This is a genomic window from Sphingomonas soli NBRC 100801 (assembly GCF_001591025.1).
GTDB lineage: Bacteria > Pseudomonadota > Alphaproteobacteria > Sphingomonadales > Sphingomonadaceae > Sphingomonas > Sphingomonas soli.
This window is the reverse complement of the sequence record NZ_BCTZ01000012.1, coordinates 184,531-203,832: the sequence shown is the minus strand read 5'-3', so window position 1 is coordinate 203,832 and position 19,302 is coordinate 184,531. Positions and strand designations below refer to the sequence as shown.

17 protein-coding genes are annotated in these 19,302 nt (G+C 65.5%); 6 read left to right on the top strand and 11 right to left on the bottom strand.

The features are described 5' to 3' along the window. Window positions 1-165: 165 nt before the first annotated feature. From SSO01S_RS08945 to SSO01S_RS08920, 6 genes are all read right to left on the bottom strand, one after another. Complete coding sequence (locus SSO01S_RS08945; RefSeq protein ID WP_066798255.1) at window positions 166-1,509, bottom strand: ammonium transporter; 1,344 nt, start codon at window positions 1,507-1,509, stop codon at window positions 166-168. Between the two features lie 11 nt (window positions 1,510-1,520). Beyond that, the gene (locus SSO01S_RS08940; RefSeq protein ID WP_066798253.1) at window positions 1,521-1,859 is read right to left on the bottom strand and encodes a P-II family nitrogen regulator; all 339 of its coding nucleotides are present in this window, start codon (window positions 1,857-1,859) and stop codon (window positions 1,521-1,523) included. A 154-nt stretch (window positions 1,860-2,013) separates the two neighbouring features. Beyond that, the gene (locus SSO01S_RS08935; protein WP_066798252.1) at window positions 2,014-2,223 is read right to left on the bottom strand and encodes a putative signal transducing protein; all 210 of its coding nucleotides are present in this window, start codon (window positions 2,221-2,223) and stop codon (window positions 2,014-2,016) included. Further along, window positions 2,223-3,155, bottom strand: a complete 933-nt coding sequence (locus SSO01S_RS08930) for a DUF5996 family protein (protein WP_066798250.1) — start codon at window positions 3,153-3,155, stop codon at window positions 2,223-2,225. The genes SSO01S_RS08935 and SSO01S_RS08930 overlap by 1 nt, the downstream gene beginning before the upstream one ends. Continuing rightward, window positions 3,152-4,579, bottom strand: a complete 1,428-nt coding sequence (gene tldD / locus SSO01S_RS08925; RefSeq protein ID WP_066798248.1) for a metalloprotease TldD — start codon at window positions 4,577-4,579, stop codon at window positions 3,152-3,154. The genes SSO01S_RS08930 and tldD overlap by 4 nt, the downstream gene beginning before the upstream one ends. An 18-nt stretch (window positions 4,580-4,597) precedes the next feature. Beyond that, window positions 4,598-4,828 (bottom strand): zinc-finger domain-containing protein, encoded by a 231-nt coding sequence (locus SSO01S_RS08920; protein WP_066798247.1) that lies wholly within the window; start codon window positions 4,826-4,828, stop codon window positions 4,598-4,600. 64 nt (window positions 4,829-4,892) lie between these two features. Here SSO01S_RS08920 and SSO01S_RS08915 point away from each other — a divergent pair, with 64 nt between their 5' ends. Then, window positions 4,893-5,810 (top strand): ABC transporter ATP-binding protein, encoded by a 918-nt coding sequence (locus SSO01S_RS08915; RefSeq protein WP_066798246.1) that lies wholly within the window; start codon window positions 4,893-4,895, stop codon window positions 5,808-5,810. Here the strand turns inward: SSO01S_RS08915 and SSO01S_RS08910 are convergent. Both SSO01S_RS08910 and SSO01S_RS08905 read right to left on the bottom strand, forming a co-directional pair. After that, window positions 5,807-6,328, bottom strand: coding sequence for a hypothetical protein (locus SSO01S_RS08910; protein ID WP_218000355.1), 522 nt, complete (start codon window positions 6,326-6,328; stop codon window positions 5,807-5,809). The genes SSO01S_RS08915 and SSO01S_RS08910 overlap by 4 nt on opposite strands. Before the next feature lie 2 nt (window positions 6,329-6,330). Then, entirely contained in the window at window positions 6,331-7,236 is a 906-nt protein-coding gene (locus SSO01S_RS08905; RefSeq protein ID WP_066798244.1) for a CE1 family esterase, read from the bottom strand. A gap of 66 nt (window positions 7,237-7,302) precedes the next feature. Between SSO01S_RS08905 and nadB the strand changes: the two genes are divergently transcribed. The 5 genes from nadB (at window position 7,303) to SSO01S_RS08880 (ending at window position 15,299) form a co-directional block, all read left to right on the top strand. Further along, window positions 7,303-8,883, top strand: coding sequence for an L-aspartate oxidase (gene nadB / locus SSO01S_RS08900; protein ID WP_066798242.1), 1,581 nt, complete (start codon window positions 7,303-7,305; stop codon window positions 8,881-8,883). A 114-nt stretch (window positions 8,884-8,997) separates the two neighbouring features. After that, window positions 8,998-10,161: a serine hydrolase gene (locus tag SSO01S_RS08895; RefSeq protein WP_245646678.1), complete on the top strand. Its 1,164-nt coding sequence runs from the start codon at window positions 8,998-9,000 to the stop codon at window positions 10,159-10,161. A gap of 51 nt (window positions 10,162-10,212) precedes the next feature. Further along, a complete protein-coding gene (gene polA / locus SSO01S_RS08890; protein ID WP_066798241.1) occupies window positions 10,213-12,996 on the top strand; it encodes a DNA polymerase I in 2,784 nt (927 codons plus the stop codon). Continuing rightward, the gene (locus SSO01S_RS08885; protein WP_066798237.1) at window positions 12,993-14,510 is read left to right on the top strand and encodes a lipopolysaccharide biosynthesis protein; all 1,518 of its coding nucleotides are present in this window, start codon (window positions 12,993-12,995) and stop codon (window positions 14,508-14,510) included. The genes polA and SSO01S_RS08885 overlap by 4 nt, the downstream gene beginning before the upstream one ends. Before the next feature lie 33 nt (window positions 14,511-14,543). Beyond that, complete coding sequence (locus SSO01S_RS08880; protein WP_066798235.1) at window positions 14,544-15,299, top strand: hypothetical protein; 756 nt, start codon at window positions 14,544-14,546, stop codon at window positions 15,297-15,299. Between the two features lie 11 nt (window positions 15,300-15,310). Here SSO01S_RS08880 and purH read toward each other — a convergent pair whose 3' ends face one another. Genes purH through rpe form a run of 3 tightly spaced genes read right to left on the bottom strand, consistent with a single transcriptional unit; the run spans window position 15,311 to window position 19,297 of the window. Continuing rightward, on the bottom strand, window positions 15,311-16,873 hold the full coding sequence (purH, locus tag SSO01S_RS08875; protein WP_066798233.1) for a bifunctional phosphoribosylaminoimidazolecarboxamide formyltransferase/IMP cyclohydrolase: 1,563 nt from the start codon (window positions 16,871-16,873) through the stop codon (window positions 15,311-15,313). A gap of 37 nt (window positions 16,874-16,910) precedes the next feature. Further along, window positions 16,911-18,644 carry a heparinase II/III family protein gene (locus SSO01S_RS08870; RefSeq protein WP_066798231.1) on the bottom strand — a complete coding sequence of 578 codons (1,734 nt, stop codon included), beginning with the start codon at window positions 18,642-18,644 and terminating at the stop codon, window positions 16,911-16,913. Next, window positions 18,641-19,297, bottom strand: coding sequence for a ribulose-phosphate 3-epimerase (gene rpe / locus SSO01S_RS08865; RefSeq protein WP_066798416.1), 657 nt, complete (start codon window positions 19,295-19,297; stop codon window positions 18,641-18,643). Before rpe ends, SSO01S_RS08870 begins: the two co-directional genes overlap by 4 nt. Window positions 19,298-19,302 lie beyond the last annotated feature (5 nt).

The following is a 19,302-nucleotide window of genomic DNA, read 5'->3' as shown; positions in this document are numbered from 1 at the left end:
TTCGCTGGCATGACGGCCTGGCTCGGCCTGACGGCTTGGCTCGGCCTTCCTCGAAGCACAAAAAATGGCCGATGGTCGAAACCACCGGCCAAGTATGTCCGCAGGAGGAACCTGGGTGGGGTGCCGCGCCTCCGGAGAGGAGTGGAGACGCGGCGCCCGAGCTTGTTACGAGTTGTAGGCGCGCTCGCCATGCTCGCCGAGATCGAGACCTTCCTGCTCGACTTCGGGAGTGACGCGGCCACCGGTGAGTGCCTTGGCGACGATAATCGCCACTGCGGTGCCGACCGCTGCCCAGACGATCGTCACGCCGACGGCCGAAGCCTGGGTGATGACCTGCTCCATCATTGGCTTGGAGCCGTCGCCGGGACCGCCGAACTGCGGGTAATAGAGGATGCCGGTGCCGATCGCGCCGACAATGCCGCCCACGCCGTGGATGCCGAACGCATCGAGCGAGTCGTCATAGCCGAGCTTGGGCTTCACCACCGTCACGAAGAAGAAGCAGATTACCGAGGCGATCGCGCCAAGGACGACTGCGCCGAACGGACCGACATTGCCCGCCGCCGGAGTGACGGCGACGAGGCCGGCGATCACGCCCGAGCAGAAGCCCAGCGCCGATGCCTTGTGACCTGCCGCACGCTCGGCGAGCATCCAGAACAAGGCAGCCGAAGCGGTGGCAACGAAGGTGTTGATCATCGCCAGCGCGGCCGAGCCGTTCGCTTCGAGCGCCGAGCCGGCGTTGAAGCCGAACCAGCCGACCCAGAGCAGGCCGGTGCCCACCATGGTGAGCGTCAGGCTGTGCGGGGCCATACGCTCGGTCGGGTAGCCGATGCGCTTGCCGATCAGCAGCGCCGCAACCAGCGCCGAGACGCCCGCATTGATGTGGACAACCGTGCCGCCCGCGAAATCGAGCGCGCCCGCTTCGAAGAACCAGCCACCGGCCGCCCAGACCATGTGCGCGATCGGGAAATAGACGATGGTGAGCCAGATCAGCGCGAAGACCATCACCGCCGAAAACTTGATGCGCTCGACCACCGAGCCCAGCACCAGCGCGACAGTGATCGCCGCGAAGGTCATCTGGAAGCTGATGAAGACATATTCGGGGATCTCGACGCCTTCGCTGAAGGTCGCGACCTTGGAATCGGCCGTGACGCCCGCAAGGAAGAGCTTGCCGAAGCTCGAGATGTACGGCTTGAGCCCGTCCGACGCGTCGGGGCCAAACGCCATGGTATAGCCCCACATCACCCAGACGAGCATGGCGAGGCAGGCAACGGCGCCGACCTGCGTCATCACCGAAAGCATGTTCTTGGTGCGCGCGAGGCCGCCATAGAAGAGCGCGAGGCCGGGAAGGATCATCGCTAGTACGAGGACGGTCGCCATCATCATCCAGGCGGCGTCGCCCTTGTCTACGGTTGCGGCGGGCGCCGCGGCAGCGGCTTCCTGCGCCCAGGCGGGCAGCGCCGCGAAGAGCGCCATGCCGGCCAGGCCGGCGAGTTTGAGTGTGTGTTTCATCTGTACCCCCTTCACAGCGCCGTCTCGTCGGTCTCGCCGGTGCGGATCCGCACGGCCTGGCCGACATCGAGGACGAAAATCTTGCCGTCGCCGATCGCGCCGGTGTTCGCAGCCGCCTGGATCGCTTCGACTGCGCGATCCGCGACATCGGCTCCGCAGGCGATCTCGATCTTGATCTTGGGCACCATATTGGTGCTGTATTCCGCACCGCGGTAAATCTCGGTCTGACCCTTTTGGCGACCGAAGCCCTTGACCTCGGTAACGGTCATGCCCGCGATTCCGACGCCCATCAGCGCCTCGCGGACTTCGTCGAGCTTGAACGGTTTTATGATGGCGATGATGAGCTTCATGTCGCCCCCTCTTGGCAGTTGTCCCCGGGGACCGAAGTCCCGGGACCACAAGAGCAAGCGCCGTGCCAGACGCATGAATCGCGCGATTCCGCAGCTCTGACGCGCAATCAAAGATTAATGCGCGGTAACTTTTTGTGCAGTTGCGAAACGATGCTTAAAAATCAGGCACCGATTCGAGGATCTCGCGCGCCCGCGCATGATCCTCGTCATCCACCATCACGCGGACCGGAATGAGCAGATAGCTGCCATCGGCGATGCTGGTGCCCGCATCGAACACGAATGACATGATATCGGAATCCCCCAGATAGCCCTGGACGATAAAGGCTTCCTGCCGATCGAAGCGGCCAAGCTCAACCAATGCCATCAGAGTCTCCTCGGGATGCGCGGAACGCCGGTATCGCATTCGAGCGCGGCACGATCCCAATCCGCCAGGGTGGCGGCGGCCTCATAGGTCGATCGAAGAAACGCCATGAGCGCAGCTTCCGGATCGGGCGCGCTGCGCACTTCCTCATAATCGAGCAGGAACTCGCCCAGCCCCGCGTCAAACCGCGCGGCATCGGGGCGAACCGGCGCATCGGCGAAACCCGGGGGCGCGGGATAGGCATAGGAATAGAAGGCCGCATGCGGATAGGCGTCGCTACCCGGCCAGAACCCCGCGCTCGACACCTCATGGCTATACGCCTCGCGCGTCACGGCATCGGGCAGCCCCGGCACGCCACCGGGATGCGGCGGCGCGGCACGGCCCGAAAAGCGCGTGACCGCGAGATCGAAGCTGCCCCAGAAGAAATGCACCGGGCTCGCTTTACCGAGAAAGCCGGTGCGGAAATGCTTGAACACCGAATCCACGCGGCAAAGCGCACCGTGAAAGGCTTCGACTGCCGCACGCTCATAGGGCCGGTGCTGCGTATCTTCCGGGAAGCGCACCGGATCCGGCATTTCATTGGGCAGCGTATTGATCGCAACGTGAATTCCGAACGCGCCGAGCACCGCCATCAGCTCGGCGTAGAAACCAGCGATCGTACCCGCCCCCAGCGCGATGGAAGCGTCGCTGCCATCGGCCATGCGGACCGCGAGGCGGTGATCCACCAGATCGAACTCGAGCTCGAACGGGCCTGCATTCGAAGGAATTGGCGAGGTGCCAAGCCCGCGCGGCATGACATAGAGCGCGACGTGCCAGCCATGATTGAGCCACGGGGTGAGCGCGAGCCGCACCTTTCCGGCGATCTGGGTCATCAATTGCAGGTGCAGCGCCGTCTCGCGCCAGGCCGGCCAATCGAGAGCCGGCCAGTTGCTCATGCCGCAGTACCACCCACCGTCAGCCCTTCGACCAGCAACGTCGGCTGGCCGACGCCGGCGGGCACGCTCTGCCCACCCTTGCCGCACATGCCGACGCCTTCGTCGAGCGCGAAATCATTGCCGATGCCGGTGACCTTGTGGAGCACGGTCGGGCCGTCGCCGATCAGGGTGGCGCCCTTGATCGGCGCCCCGAGCTTGCCGTTTTCGATCCGGTACGCCTCGGTGCAGCTGAACACGAACTTGCCCGAGACGATATCGACCTGCCCGCCGCCGAAGCTGCGCGCGTAGATACCCTTCTTCACCCGGCTGAGCAGTTCGGCCGGATCGTCGTTCCCGCCCTTCATGAAGGTGTTGGTCATGCGCGGCATCGGCGCGTGCTGGAAACTCTCCCGGCGGCCGTTTCCGGTGGGGGCAACGCCCATCAGCCGGGCGTTGAGGCGATCCTGGATATAGCCCTTCAGAATGCCGTCCTTGATCAGGATGGTCTCCTGCGTCGGTGTACCTTCATCGTCGATCGAAAGCGAACCGCGGCGCGCCTCCATCGATCCGTCGTCGACCACGGTGACGCCCGGGGCAGCGACGCGCTCACCGATACGGCCTGAAAAAGCGCTGGTGCCCTTGCGGTTGAAATCGCCCTCCAGCCCATGGCCGACCGCTTCATGGAGGAGCACGCCAGGCCAGCCGGGGCCGCACAGCACGGTCATGTCGCCCGCAGGGGCTTCCTCGGCATCGAGATTGACCAGCGCCTGGGCCAAAGCCTCGTCTATCGCGCGGTTCCAGGTGGCGGGCTCGAGCAGGCGATCATAAAGCGCACGACCGCCCGTACCGAAAGTGCCGGTCTCGCGCTTGCCGCCCTGCTCGACGACGATCGAGACGTTCAGGCGGACGAGCGGGCGGATATCGGTCGCGATGAAGCCGTCCGGGCGTACGATCTCGACGACGCTCCACTGGCCGGTAAGGCTGACCGAGACCTGCGCGACGCGCGGATCGCGGGCGCGCGCGGCGGCGTCGATTGTCTGGCAGAGGTTCACCTTGTCAGCGAAGGGCACCAGATCGAGCGGATCCTGATCGGTGTAGAGATGACGGTTGTTTCCCTGGGGCGGGGTGGCGCGCGGGCCTTTGGCGGGATCGATCAGCGCCATGGTCTCGGCGGCGCGGCGAATCGCGGCGGGGGTGATCTCGTTGGCGTGGGCGAAGGCAGTGGTCTCGCCCGATACCGCGCGCAGCCCGAAGCCCGATTGGGTATCGAAGCTCGCGGTCTTCAGCCGGCCATCCTCAAAGCCGAACGCCTCGGTCTTGCGATATTGCAGATAGAGCTCGCCATCCTCGGCGCGCGACAGCGCATCGGCGGTGAGCCGGAGGGCGGTGTCGGGATCGAGGGACTCGCGGTAGAGGAAGGCGCGGGGATCTGAGGGGATGCTCATCCCGCAGATATAGGGCGGTTAAACCGACGCGCCAGCCGCATGATCGGGAAGCTGGCTCTGGTCCGCGCCATCGGCGGGTCCGCCGATCAGCACGAAGCGCCGATCGCAATAGCCGCAATCGACATAGCCATGCTCGTCGATCTGGAGGAACACGCGCGGATGGCCAAGCGCTGCGGGGACGCCGGGCCCCGAGCCATCACAGGCGACGCGGGCGTGGCTGGTACGGATGGTTTCGGGCGGTGCGATCATGAGGTGCCGATAGCAAGCGCGGAGAAGGCTCGCAATCGCCGCCGCGCGGTCTTATTGCTAAGCAATGACCCAGGCCGCGATCGCGATCGAGAATCTCAGCAAAACCTATTCGGGCGGCAAGCGCGCGCTGGACGGGGTGACGTTCGACGTGCCGCGCGGGCAGATCTTCGGGCTGCTGGGGCCAAACGGCGCGGGCAAATCGACGCTGATCAATATCCTGGCCGGGCTGGTCAACAAGACCGGCGGCAGCGTGGATATCTGGGGCTTCGATATCGACCAGCATCCGCGCAACGCGAAGGCTTCGATCGGGATCGTCAATCAGGAGATTTTGTTCGACCCCTTCTTCACGCCGAAGGAGACGCTGGAAATCCAGGCCGGGCTCTATGGCGTGGGCAAGGACAGGTTCGACGCGCTGGCGCTGCTGCGCGCGGTGCACCTGGAGGACAAGGCCAACGCCTATTCGCGCACGCTTTCGGGCGGCATGAAGCGGCGGCTGATGGTGGCAAAGGCGATGGTGCATTCGCCGCCCGTGCTGGTGCTCGACGAGCCGACCGCAGGCGTGGACGTGGAACTGCGCCAGCAGCTCTGGGCCTATGTGAAGGAACTGAACGCGCGGGGCGTGACCGTGGTGCTGACCACGCATTATCTGGAGGAAGCCGAAGAGCTTTGCGACAGAATCGCGATCATCAACCACGGCCAGCTGATCGCGAACAAGCCGACGCGCGAGCTGGTCGGCATGGCACAGGAAAAGGTCGTCGAGGTCACGGTCGACCGTGACATTGGCGAGACCCCACAAAACGCCTGTTTCCAGAAGATCGAGCTGAAGGGCGATCGCACGCTGGTGATCACCTATCGCAAGGATCAGGCGAATGCCGGCGAGGTGCTGGGCGCGGTGCAGGGCGCGGGGCTGGGCATCGTCGATGTTTCGACCCGCGAGGCCGATCTGGAGGATGTGTTCCTCAATCTGACGCGGGCGGCCTAATCCCGCGCGACGAAGCGCCCGGTGAATATCTGAGCGACGTCGCGCAACAGGCTGCGACGAACCGCGATCACCCAATCGGCAGGGGGCGCGACAAAGGCTAGCCAATCGCCCTCGGCATTATCGAGCAACGTCTCGAAATGGCGGCGTAGCACCGGCCAGCGCAGCGCCAGCACCAGATCCTCGCGGCGCAGAACGACCGTGATCAGATCGTCCTCGCTGAAGCGCTGGCGCAGGCGGACTTGGATGCTCTCCGCCCGGGCAGCGGGGTCCGCTGGTAGGTCCGCGACGCTTTCCTGCACGAAGGGATAGCGATCCGGCTCGCACGCCCAGTGGTTAAGCGGCCCGGCCAGCGCGCGATAGCCATGGCTGTCATACGCGTCGCCCGATGCCTCCAGCGCGGCGAGGATCGGGACGATCGTGACATATTCCGCGCGACGGCGGGCGAAATCCTGCTCACGCTTCTCTTCGAGCATCGCCGCGCGGCGGGCATAGAGCTGGGCGCGCTTTTCCCCGTCCATGATCAGCGCCGCCGGAAACGCGAGAGGAAGGCCCACATCGCGTCATTATCCGCGAGCCAGACATGCTTGCCGCCGCGTTCGATCCTCCCCACGACATCGGCGCCGCCCCGGCAACCCGTGTAGCGCATCTCGTAGAGCGAAGCGGCGAGGTCGCGGGTTCCCGGACCGCTGCGGCAGCCATTGAGATCGGCCCAGCGCGCCTGCGCCATGTGCATCGTATATTGCCAATAGCCCGTACCGCCGCCCTGGATCGGATTGACGGTGTCGGCGTCTCCGGCAAAAGCGATGACCGGCATGGGAGCCGACGGCGCGCAGGTGGCTGGATCGGGCAGACGCGGATCGCTCGCCAGCGGATTGCCGGCGCGCAGCCCCACGACCGGCGCAATAGCAGCGAAGCGATCCGCCGCCACGCATGCCAGCCACGAAGTCATGCGCCCGCCGCCCGACAGACCCGTCGCATAGACGCGCGCGGGATCGGCGCAGCGCTCTGCGGCCAGCCAATCGCTCGCGGCAAGGACGAAGGCGACGTCGTCCGCATCGCCTCGCCCGGGGATTTTTCCAGTGATCGTCGGCACGCCGGGGATGTTCCAGACAAAACCGGACTGCACCGAGAGGCCGCCATCGGGCGCGGCAACGATAAAGCCGTGGCGATCCGCAGCTTCGGCGAGCCTGGATTGCCTGAGGATGGCTTCGCCCGATCCGCCGCTGCCGTGAAACAGCCAGACGAGCGCCGCGCGCCGGCCGGTACGGTAGCCCGTGGGAAGATGGATCAGCATCGAGCGCCCCGTGCCGCCGATCTCGACGCGGCGCGTGGTGCCCGCATCGCCAGTGGTGCAGGTCTGTGCCTGCGCAGCCGGCGACAGGGCGAGCAGCACGAGCAGCGGCAGGAACCAACGAAAAACGTTCATAGCCGCAGCCTATGTCGCCGCCCCGAGCCTGTACAGCGGGTGGCATAGGCTCGTAAGGCTGCGCAAATGCACGAGAGCGACATCCTGATCATCGGCTCGGGTGCTGCGGGGCTCACCGCGGCACTCAACCTCGCGGAACGTTTCAAGGTGACGGTGCTCGCCAAGGGCGCGATGAACGAAGGGGCGACGGCCTGGGCACAGGGCGGCGTGGCCGCGGTGCTGGAACCAGGCGACACATTTGAAAGCCACATTGAAGATACGATGATCGCCGGGGCCGGGCTGAACGACCGTGCGATCGTCGAATTCGTCGTCGAGAGCGCCCCGGCCGCGATCGCGCGGCTGGAGAAGCTTGGCGTCCCGTTCAACACCGAAGGCGACGCGCTGCATCTGACGCGCGAAGGCGGGCACAGCCATCGCCGCATCGTCCATGTCAACGACGCGACCGGCTGGGCGGTGCAGGAAGCTCTGCTCAAGGCCGCGCGCGCGCACCGGAACATCACACTGGTGCCCGACATGGTGGTGATCGATCTGGCGACCAGCCGTCATGAGGAGCGCTATTCGGGCGCAGGGCATGTCTGGGGTGTCTATGCCTTCAACCGGGCGACCAGCCGGGTGGAGCTCTATACCGCGCGGACCACCATCCTCGCCACCGGCGGGGCGGGCCGCACCTATCTCTTCTCCACCGCGCCGCGCGGGGCGACCGGCGACGGCATCGCGATGGCGTGGCGCGCGGGATGCCGCATCTCGAACATGGAATTCATGCAATTCCACCCGACCTGCCTCTACAATCTGGAGGTCAAGAACTTCCTGATCACCGAGGCGGTGCGCGGCGAAGGCGGGCATCTGATCAATCCGGTGACCGGCAAGCGCTTCATGAGCGACTATGACGCCAAGCGGATGGAACTGGCCCCGCGCGACGTGGTGGCGCGTGCGATCGATGCCGAGATCAAGCGCGACGGCCTCGATTATGTCCATCTCGACATCAGCCACATGCCCGCGGAATTCGTTCGCGAGCATTTCCCCAACATCCACGAGAAGCTGCTCGGGCTGGGCATCGACATGACGACCCAGCCGATCCCGGTGGTGCCCGCGCAGCATTATACCTGTGGCGGCATCGTGGTGGACCGCGACGGACGCACCGATCTGCCCGGCCTTTATGCGGCGGGCGAATGCACCCAATCGGGGCTGCACGGCGCCAATCGCCTCGCCTCGAACAGCCTGCTCGAATGCTTCGTGTTCGGCGAGAGCGCAGCCAATCACATCGCCGCGAACTGGGATTCGCTGCCGACACCGCCAGCGATCCGCGCGTGGGACGAAAGCCGCGTCACCGATTCGGACGAGGAAGTCGTCATCAAGCAGAACTGGACCGAGATCCGGCGCTTCATGTGGAATTATGTGGGCATCGTTCGCTCAACCAAACGGCTGGAGCGCGCGCAGCATCGCATCAAGCTGCTGCGCGAGGAAGTGAATGATTATTACGGGCATTTTCGCGTGACGCCCGACCTGATCGAGCTGCGCAACTTGCTGGAGAGCGCCGACCTGATCGTGCGCTCGGCGCTCCACCGCAAGGAGAGCCGCGGGCTGCATTACACGATCGATTATCCGGAGACGAGTTCAGCGGCGATCGATACGGTTCTGGTTCCCTGATCCCGGCACATCCGCGCGGGTTGACCGGCGATGCCGGCCGACATTTTCCCTCTGTTCACGGTTCACCGCTACACAGGCTTGATTCGTCGCATCAACACGAGCCATCTCTTTCGCATGATCCGCATCCGACGCATGTTCCAGCATGGGCAAGGGGTTGTAACTTTGCGAGAATCTTTCTCGTTCTCGGATTTTCAGCGCGCCGTGACGGTCGCCGGGCTTGGTCCTGCCATGCTGATGGGCTGCGCCGTGCATCAGGACGCGCAGTTCGCGGCCTATCTCCCCGCGCCGACCTATAAGGTTTCGCTGCCCATTCCGGCCGCGCTGAAGGCGCTGTTCCACCCGACCGCACCGGCACCACAGGAGCTTGTTTCGTCGCTCGACGCACTCACCCGGAATTTCGGCGGCATCGCCGGCGTTTCGGTGGCGAGCGTCGATCAGGGCTGGCTGATCTCTTCGAACGGCGAACGCAAATTGCCGCAGCAGAGCGTCAGCAAGCTGTGGGTGACGATGACGGTGCTCGACCAGATCGACCAGGGCAAGCTGTCGCTCGATACGCCGGTGAGCATCAGCCGCGAGGATTTCACCGTGTTCCACCAGCCGGTTGCCGCGCTGGTGAAGGACGGGCAGCCCTATCAGACGACGGTGGCCGAGCTGATCCGCCGCGCGATGCAGATGAGCGACAACACCTGCAACGACAAGCTGCTGCGCCTCGTCGGCGGCCCCGACGCGGTACGCGAATTCATCGCGCGCCGCAGCCTGGGGCCGATCCGCTTTGGCCCGGGCGAGCGGCTGTTGCAGGCCGGCACTGCCGGGCTCGAATGGCGTCCCGAATATTCGCTGGGCAATGCCTTTGCCGTGGCACGGTCTCGTCTGGCACCCTCAGTGCGCAAGGCGGCGTTCGAAGCCTATGTCGCCGATCCCCCGGATGGCGCGGCACCGCTGGCGATCGCAGGCGCATTGGCGCGGCTGAAGCGCGGCGAACTTCTGTCGCCAACCTCGACCGACTGGTTGATCAAGACGATGGAAGCGGCGCGCACCGGCAAGGCCCGGGTGCGGGCTGCGGTTCCGCCTGGCTGGACCTACGCCCATAAGACCGGCACCGGACAGGATCTGGGCGGGCGGACGGCGGGCTTCAACGATGTGGGCATCCTGACCGCTCCAGATGGCCGGGGCTATGCGCTGGCGGTGATGGTGGGCGACACGAACCGCCCCGTGCGCGAACGGCAATTGCTGATGCAGCAGGTCGCCTCTGCTATCGTCGCCAATCACGGGCGCTAAGCCCGCGCGCGGGCTTGGGCTTGCGCCGCTCCACTGCTAAGCCCTTCGCCGATGCCCCATCTCTATCTCGTCGACGGCTCCGGCTATATCTTTCGCGCCTATCATCAGCTTCCCCCGCTGACGAACCGGCACGGCACGCCGGTGGGCGCGGTCTATGGCTATACGGCGATGCTGTGGAAGCTCGCCGACGCGCTCGACAAGGCGGAGGGGCCGACGCATCTGGCCGTGGTGCTCGACAAAGGATCGCACACCTTCCGCAACGATCTCTATGACAAGTACAAGGCGCAGCGACCGCCGCCGCCAGAAGATCTGATCCCGCAATTCCCGCTGATCCGCGAGGCGACCCGCGCCTTCTCGCTGCCCTGCATCGAGCAGGAAGGCTATGAGGCCGACGACATCATCGCCACCTATACCTGCCGCGCGGTCGCGGCAGGCTGGGACGTGACGATCGTCAGCTCGGACAAGGATCTGGCGCAGCTGATCCAGCCCGGCGTCGACATGCTCGACACGATGAAGAATGAGCGGCGCGGCCCGGAATATGTCGAAGCCAAGTTCGGCGTGCGGCCGGACCAGTTGGGCGATGTGCTCGCCCTGATGGGCGACAGCGTCGACAATGTCCCCGGCGTCCCCGGGATCGGCCCCAAGACCGCCGCGAAGCTGATCCTCGAATATGGCAATCTCGACGCCGTGCTCGCCGCCGCGCCGACGATGAAGCCGAGCAAGATGCGCGAAAATCTGATCGAGCATACCGAAATGGCGCGCCTGTCACGCCAGCTGGTGGAGCTGCACTGCGAGACCGATGTGCCGCTGACGCTCGACGAGCTGAAGCTCGATGGCATCCCGCCCGAGCCGCTGCGCAATTTTCTTGAGGATCAGGGCTTCAAGACCCTGCTCTCGCGCATGGCCGCGCATGCGCCGGGGCGCGACACCGCCGATCCGGTCGCGGCCGCCGCCGCGCTGGCGACGAACGACACGCCGAATTTCGTCGATCTGCCGCCGATCGACTGCGGCGCCTATGACACCGTAACGACAATCGAGCGGCTGGAGGCGTGGATCGCCGCCAGCCATGCCAGCGGCACCATCGCGATCGACACCGAGACCGACTCGCTCGACAGCATGGCCGCCAATCTGGTCGGCATCTGCCTGGCGACCGCGCCGGGCAAGGCCTGCTACATCCCGATCGGCCATCGCAGCGGCGACGACATGTTCGCCGAGGCCCCACCCCAGCTTTCGCTGAACGAAGTGACACGGCTGATGCGTCCGCTGCTGATGGATCCGAGCGTGCTCAAGATCGGGCACAACATCAAATATGACCTGAACGTGCTGATCCGCCACGGCATGGATGTGTCGCCGATCGACGACACGATGGTGATGAGCTTCGATCTCGACGCCGGGCAGTCGCTCGCCGGGCACGGCATGGACGAGATCGCGCATGCTGTGCTCGAACATAGCTGCATTACCTTCAAGGACGTGACCGGCACGGGCAAGAAGGCGATCAGCTTCGCACAGGTGCCGCTCGATCAGGCCACCCAATATGGCGGCGAGGATGCCGACGTGACCTGGCGGCTGTGGACGCGGTTCAAGCCGCGTCTGGCCTATGAAGGCGCGACGCGGATCTATGAGATGGTCGATCGTCCGCTGATCCCGGTCGTCGCGGGCATGGAGCGCGCGGGCATCAAGGTCGATCGCGACCAGCTTTCGCAGCTTTCCAGCCGCTTCGCGCAGGAAATGGCACGGCTGGAAGAAGCGATCCAGGCCGAGGCGGGCCAGCCCTTCCAGATCGGATCGACCCAGCAATTGGGTGCTATCCTGTTCGACAAGATGGGGCTGAAGGGCGGCAAGAAGGGCAAATCAGGCGCCTATTCCACCGACGTGACGGTGCTGGAGAAGATGAAGGCCGAGGGCGTGGCGATAGCCGGGCTGGTGCTCGAATGGCGCCAGCTCGCCAAGCTCAAATCCACCTATACCGACGCGCTGCAGGCGCAGATCGATCGCGATACCGGCCGCGTCCACACCAGCTACAGCCTGACCGGCGCGCAGACCGGACGGCTTTCATCGACCGATCCCAACCTCCAGAACATCCCGATCCGCACCGAGATCGGCCGGCAGATCCGCGACGCCTTTGTCGCCGAGCCGGGCAATGTCATCCTTGCCGCTGATTACAGCCAGATCGAATTGCGGCTGGCCGCGCACATGGCGGACGTCCCCCAGCTGCGCGAGGCGTTCCTGCGCGGCGAGGACATTCACGCCGCCACGGCGCAGGAACTGTTCGGTGAGGTCAACCGCGATACGCGCGCGCGCGCAAAGACGATCAACTTCGCGATCCTCTACGGCATCTCGCGCTGGGGCCTTGCGGCACGGCTGGAGATCGACGCGGAAGAAGCGCAGGCGATGATCTCACGCTATTTTGAGCGCTTCCCCGGCATCTCGACCTATATCAACGAGACGCTGGAAGGCGCGCGCCAGCGCGGCCACACGAGCACGCTATTTGGCCGCAAGACCTGGTTTCCGCAGATCAAGGCACCGATCCAGCACGTCCGCCAGGGTGCCGAGCGCGCGGCGATCAACGCGCCGATCCAGGGCACCAGCGCCGACATCATCAAGCGCGCCATGGCGCGGATGAACCCGGCGCTGGCCGAAGCCGGCCTGCCCAACGTAAAGATGCTGCTTCAGGTGCATGACGAGCTTGTGTTCGAACTGCCTGAAACGGATGTAGAGGCCGCGAAGCCGGTGATCGAACGCGTGATGGCCAACGCCGCCGAGCCGGTGGTGAAGCTCAGCGTGCCGCTGGGCGTCGAGATCGGCGTTGGGAAAAGCTGGGGCGACGCGCATTGAGCGAGGCTTCGGCCCCCTCGCAGGACATCAACGCACTCGCCAAGGGCGGGCGGACGAACATGCTCGGCTTCATGATGCGGCTGGTCGCGCGCCTGCCATTCCTGTTCATCGCCGGGCGCTTTTACGGCCCCGATATTGTTGGGCGCTATGCGATCGCGGTGCTGGTGATCGAGTTCGCGGCTTTGGTCGCGACGCTGGGCCTGAAGCGCGGTCTGGCACAGGCGCTGGCGACGACCGGGCGCCCGCATAATCACGTGGTGTTCGACGCACTGGTGGTTGCGTTGATCGGCTCCGGGATCGCGGCGGGGGCGCTGATCCTGTTTCCCCAGGCGATGTTCCCCAATAGCCCGGTCACCGGCTTGGAGCGCTTCGTAGCACTCGCGGTGTTCGCAACGGCGGCGTCGGATGTGGTGCTGGCGGCACTGGCCTATCGCCACAATGTAAAAGCGTCGGTCACGGCGCGCGCGGTGATCGAGCCCTGGACGATCAGCATCGCTGCGTTCGGCTTTTCCTATGTCTCGACGCGCGACGGGCTGCTCTATGCCTACGCGCTGGCGATGCTCGCGGCGCTGGTCGCGTCGCTCGTCCCGTTCCTGCGCGAATATGGCGTGCCGCATGGCTGGCGACCCAATCCCGCCAAGATCTGGCAGCTTGCGCGCCGCAACGCTCCGCTGGCAGGCGCGGACACGATCGAATGGACCACGCGCAACGTCGATCGCTTCATCCTCGGCCTGATGTTCTCGCCCGGCGTGGTCGGCATCTATTATATGGCGCAACAGGTCGCCTCGGTGCCGCAGAAATTGAAGACCAGCTTCGATCCGATCCTGGGCCCGGTCATCACCAAGAGCCTGGCCAATGGCGACATGGCCGCCATCGCCAAGCAGGTGCGCCAGGTCGGCTTCTGGATCATCGGTGCACAGGCGGCGCTGGCGGTGATGTTCTCCATTCCGGCAAGCGGAGTGATGGGGCTGATTGGGCCACAGTTCGTCGTCGGCGCGGGCGCGCTTTGCATCCTGCTGGTCGCCGAAGTGCTGGCTTCGACCGGCGCGGTTTGCGAAACGGCGCTCGTTTATATCGCCCGTATGCGCAATCTGGTGGTCTCGATCGCGGTTCTCGCGCTGCAGATCGTGCTCAGCTTCGTCTTCATCCTGATCGCGCAGGCCGAGGATCTCCATGTCGGCTATCAGGCCGCCGCTCCGGCACTCGCACTCGCAATCTCGCTTACCATCGGATCCGGCATAAAGGCGTTCATGCTGCGCCGGCTGACCGGTGCGCCAGTGATCGGCGTGCGCCCCAGCTTCTTTGCAGCCATTGCCATTGCGAGCCTGGTCGGCGCGGCGTTCACCGCACTCCCCCATGAATATGAATGGGCGGAGCTCAGCATCGGCATGCCCGCTATCCTGATCACCTTCCTCTACGTGATCATCAAATTCGGCTTCGGCGAAGGAGATCGCGCGCTATTTCGCAAAATGCCAGCGACAGGCGCCACGCTTCCCGTGGAAGAAAAGCTCTAGAAAGCACTTTTTTGGGGAGGGGGCGGAAACACCATGAAGATCCTGATGCTCACATTAGCGGCAGCGGCCTGCTTGGCGGCGGCACCCGCAAGCGCACAGACCCCCACCGGCGCTGAGATGATCGCCGCGGGAGAGCAGCTTAAGGCAAAATTGGAAACTGCCGCGCGCGGCGCGCAGCCCCGGCTGGACAATGAAGATGCGGCGCTGGTGCGGCGGGCATTCGACGCGAACGCGTTACGCGCGATGCCGCTTTCGCTCGAAATCGGCAATATCTGCGTATCGATCGGTGGCGCACTCCTCGCATATGCCGAATTTGCCGGTCGTGTCGCCAACGGCGAAAGCGGGTCGCGAACTCCAGATGCGCTGATTCTGGCCATGCAGAACGAGATTTCGCTAGGCACGATTGCCGCCAATGTCTGTGTTCAGCGCGGGTATCGCGCGGTCACGGAGACCCTGACAGGGCTAACCCCCGCCCAACGCGCTGGGACGGTGAGCGCCCTCGCGCAGATGCGCGAGGGCGGGGTCCAGACGATCGAAGGCACCGTGGATACCGCAGCCACAGTCGGCATGTCACCTGCGAACCGTAGTGCGATGCTGGCATCGATCCTTGAGGACCTGCCGACGATCGCCGCATCGTTTCCGGCTGCCGAACGCGCTGCGCTCAGACAGAAAGTGCTGGCTTATTCTACCAGGTTCACCGCGGACGAACGCAAGCAGATCGATGCCATCACGCGGGCGCTGACATCGAATGCCTGCAATATCCTGTGCGAGACCGCAGGATCGAACTGACGCGTCCAACTCTAGTGGCGGAAGTGCCGCATCCCGGTGAAGACCATCGCCAGACCCGCTTCGTCGGCGGCGGCGATGACTTCCTCGTCGCGGATCGAGCCGCCGGGCTGGATCACCGCCGTGGCACCGGCATCGACGGCTGCAAGCAGACCGTCCGCGAACGGGAAGAACGCGTCGGAGGCAACCGCCGATCCGATCGTGCGGGGTTCAGCCCAGCCCGCCTTTTCGGCAGCGTCCCTGGCCTTCCATGCCGCGATCCGGGCGGATTCGAGGCGATTCATCTGGCCCGCGCCCACGCCGGCGGTGCTGCCGCCCTTGGCATAGACGATCGCGTTCGACTTGACGTGCTTGGCGACCGTCCAGGCGAAGCGGCAATCCGCCAGCTCCTGCTCGGTCGGCTGGCGCTTGGTGACCACCTTGAGGTCTCCGAGCCGGCCATTGTCGCGCGACTGGACGAGCATGCCGCCCGCGATCGACTTGAGCATCAGGCCAGGCCGCGCCGGATCGGGAAGCTCGCCGGTGATGAGCAGGCGAAGATTCTTCTTCTTTGCGAAAACCTCGCGCGCCGCTTCATCGGCGGCTGGCGCGGCGACAACTTCGGTGAAGATGCCCGAAATCGCTTCCGCCGTCGGGCCATCGAGCGGACGATTGACCGCGATGATGCCACCGAACGCCGAGACGCTGTCGCAAGCGAGCGCCGCTTCATAGGCCTCAACCAGCGTCTCACCGGTGGCGACGCCGCACGGATTGGCATGCTTTACGATCACCACGGTCGGCGGGCCGTCGCGGAATTCGCTGACCAGTTCGAGCGCCGCATCGGCATCGTTGTAATTGTTGTAGCTCAGCTCCTTGCCCTGAAGCTGTTCGGCCTGGGCGATGCCGCGCGCGCCGGTCTGCGGCAGATAGAGCGCGGCGATCTGGTGCGGGTTCTCGCCATACCGCAGCTCAGGGCCCTTGGTCAGCGCGACCGGTAGCGTCGTCGGCAATGCCTCACCCTGATCAGCGAATGCGAACCAGCTGGCGATCGCCGAATCATATGCGCCGGTTGCGGCATAGGCCTTGGCCGCAAGCTTGCGGCGGTCCGCCAGCGTCGTGGTGCCATTTGCGACCAGCGCATAATCGGCGGGATCGGTGAGGATCGCGACGCTCTCATGGTTTTTGGCAGCGGAGCGGACCATCGATGGGCCGCCGATATCGATATTCTCGATGATCTCGTCGCGCTCGGCACCCTTCGCCACGGTCTGCGCGAAGGGATAGAGATTGACGACGACCAGATCGATCGCGCCGATCGCATGCTCTTCCATCGAAGCGACATGCTCGGGATTGTCGCGCACCGCGAGTAGCCCGCCATGGACCTTGGGGTGGAGCGTCTTGACGCGACCGTCCATCATCTCGGGGAAGCCGGTCAGGTCGGAAATGTCGCGGACGGCGAGTCCCGCTTCGCGCAGCGCCTTGGCGGTGCCGCCGGTCGAGACCAGCTCGACGCCATTGGCGGCAAGGGACTGACCCAGCTCGATGATACCCCTCTTGTCCGAGACGGAGAGGAGCGCGCGCTTGATGATTACCTGGTCCATGCGCCCATCTACGGATGCCGCGCCGCAGCGCAACCCGCTATTTGGCGCGGTGGAACAACCAGCTCACATTGGCGCCGCCCGGAGGCGATTCTGCGGTGATGACCAGTTGCTGGCTCGTCACCGGCTGCCCCTTGCCATCGATCCAGATCGAATCCTCGAGCGCCAGCGCACCGCCCTTGGCGCGGAATTGCCAGAGATGCCCCTCCGGCGTGCGCAGGATCGCGGCGAGTCCGTCTGCCGTCGGCGAAATCTCGACGCTGGGGTGCAGATGGAAGCGCACCGCGAACGGCGTCGTGCCCTTTTTGCGGCGTTTGTCCGCCGGGATCAGCATGTCCTCGCCGCGAATGTCGCAACCGTCGCCGGCCAGCGCGATGACGCGGCGGTGGAGGAAGCCGAAGCGGCGGGCATAGCCGTCATGGCTCGCCTCGACGCGGCTGCCATTCTCGCTCTCGGTACGCGCCAGCTCGACCTCGATCACGCCGCGGCCCAGCGTGCCGTCCGGGTGGATCGCGGTGGAATTGCTGTCGGCGAGCACCAGCGTGGAATGCGCCGCAGTGGTACGAAGCCCTTCGGTGAGCGCGCCGGGCACGCCGGCATCGGCCATGGCGGAGCCGCCGCAATTGACGACGATCCGGTGCTTGCCATCCGACAGCTCGAACGCGAGCGTCGAGGCGCAGCCGCCCTCGACCAGCCGCGACAAGGGCGGCGGGGCGGCATCGACGATCAGCACGGTCCCGCCATGTGCGAGCCGCTGATAGCCCCATTCGCGCGCCTGCTTGAGCGGGCGGGTGCGCACGCCGGTCGCCTCTACATATTGCGCGATGGTCTCGCCGCTTAGCGGTCCCGTGCCCTGATAGCTGGCTAGCCCCTTGTCGCCGTGGCAGACGCCGAGCAGCGCAGTCACCATCTTGGCAAGCATCGCCTGCACGAACGCGGGCGGATCCAGCCGCCGCGCCTCATAGCATTCGCACAGCATCGTCAGCAGCTGGATCGCGTCGAGCTGCCCCGCCGGCGAGCGGCCCACGGTGCCGCCATCGTCGAACACCGAGCCATCGAGCGCGCGCTTGAGCCCGGTTTCGCCGAAGGCGCGGCGCGGATCGCCGCCCGGGATCATCAGCCCCGCGGCCAGCACGCCGCACCAGGCCGCGATGCGCGGCACGCCGAGCGGAACGCGATCGGCGGCGCGGTCGAGGTGGCGCGCGCCGCGGGCAAGCGCGTGCAACACGCTCGAACGATAGACGAGATCGTTCGCCGAGAGGATCAGCGGCGCATGCGCGGTCCAGAACAGGATGCGCCGCCCCCACAGATCGGCGCGCCATGCCGGCTCGGAAACCTTGTCGGCATGCACCGCCAGCCAGCGCGCCGTGATGGCCTCCGCGATCGGCGCGGCGGTAACGCGCACGGTGACGCTCGACAGGTCGCGCAGCCATGCGAAGCTCTGGAGATACTCGCCGAACGGCTTCGACCAGTCAGCCCGGGCGAAATCGAGTCCCGCGATCGAGCGCTCCTCGCCGCGAAACAGCACGACGCCGTCCAGCAGCGCATTGCCCCGCTCGACATCGCCGAAGAAGGGATCGTCGGCGACGGCGATGAGCTTGAGTGGATGGCGGCCCCTCAGCCGCATCTTGTGCAGGGGGGAGCGCCAGGCCAGGCGCTGGAGGCGTTCGGCGATGCGATCGGCAAGGCTAAGCCCGCCACTGCCACCGGTCCGCACAAGCCGCTTGCCGGGCTCGACTCCGTCGGCGGCGGAGTCGGCGGCCTCATCGCTCATCGACCTCGTAGCGCCGCGATATTAGCGGCATAATGGCTGGGGCCTCCGGTGAAGGTGGCAGTTCCGGCGACCAGCGCGTCCGCACCCGCCACGATGGCGCGCGGCGCGGTGTCGCGGTCGATCCCGCCATCCACTTCCAGATCGATCGCGCGGCCCGATGCGTCGATGCGCTGGCGTAGCGTGGCGATCTTGGCGAGCTGCGATTCGATGAATTTCTGTCCGCCGAAACCCGGGTTCACGCTCATCACCAGCACCAGATCGATCAGGTCCATGACATGGTCGATCGCCTCGATCGGCGTGGCGGGATTGAGCACGACGCCCGCGCGCTTGCCCAGCGCCTTGATCGTCTGAAGCGTCCGGTGAAGATGGGGTCCGCTTTCGGGATGGACCGAGATGCAATCCGCGCCCGCCTCGGCAAAGGCCTGGAGCATCGGATCGACCGGGGCAATCATCAGATGGACGTCGAAGGGCTTGGCGGTGTGCGGGCGCAGCGCCTTGATCACGCCGGGCCCGATCGTGATGTTAGGCACGAAATGCCCGTCCATCACGTCGATATGAATCCAGTCGGCACCGGCAGCATCGATCGCGCGCACCTCCTCGCCCAAAATGGCGAAATCGGCGGAGAGTATGGAGGGAGCGATACGAACGGCCATGCGCG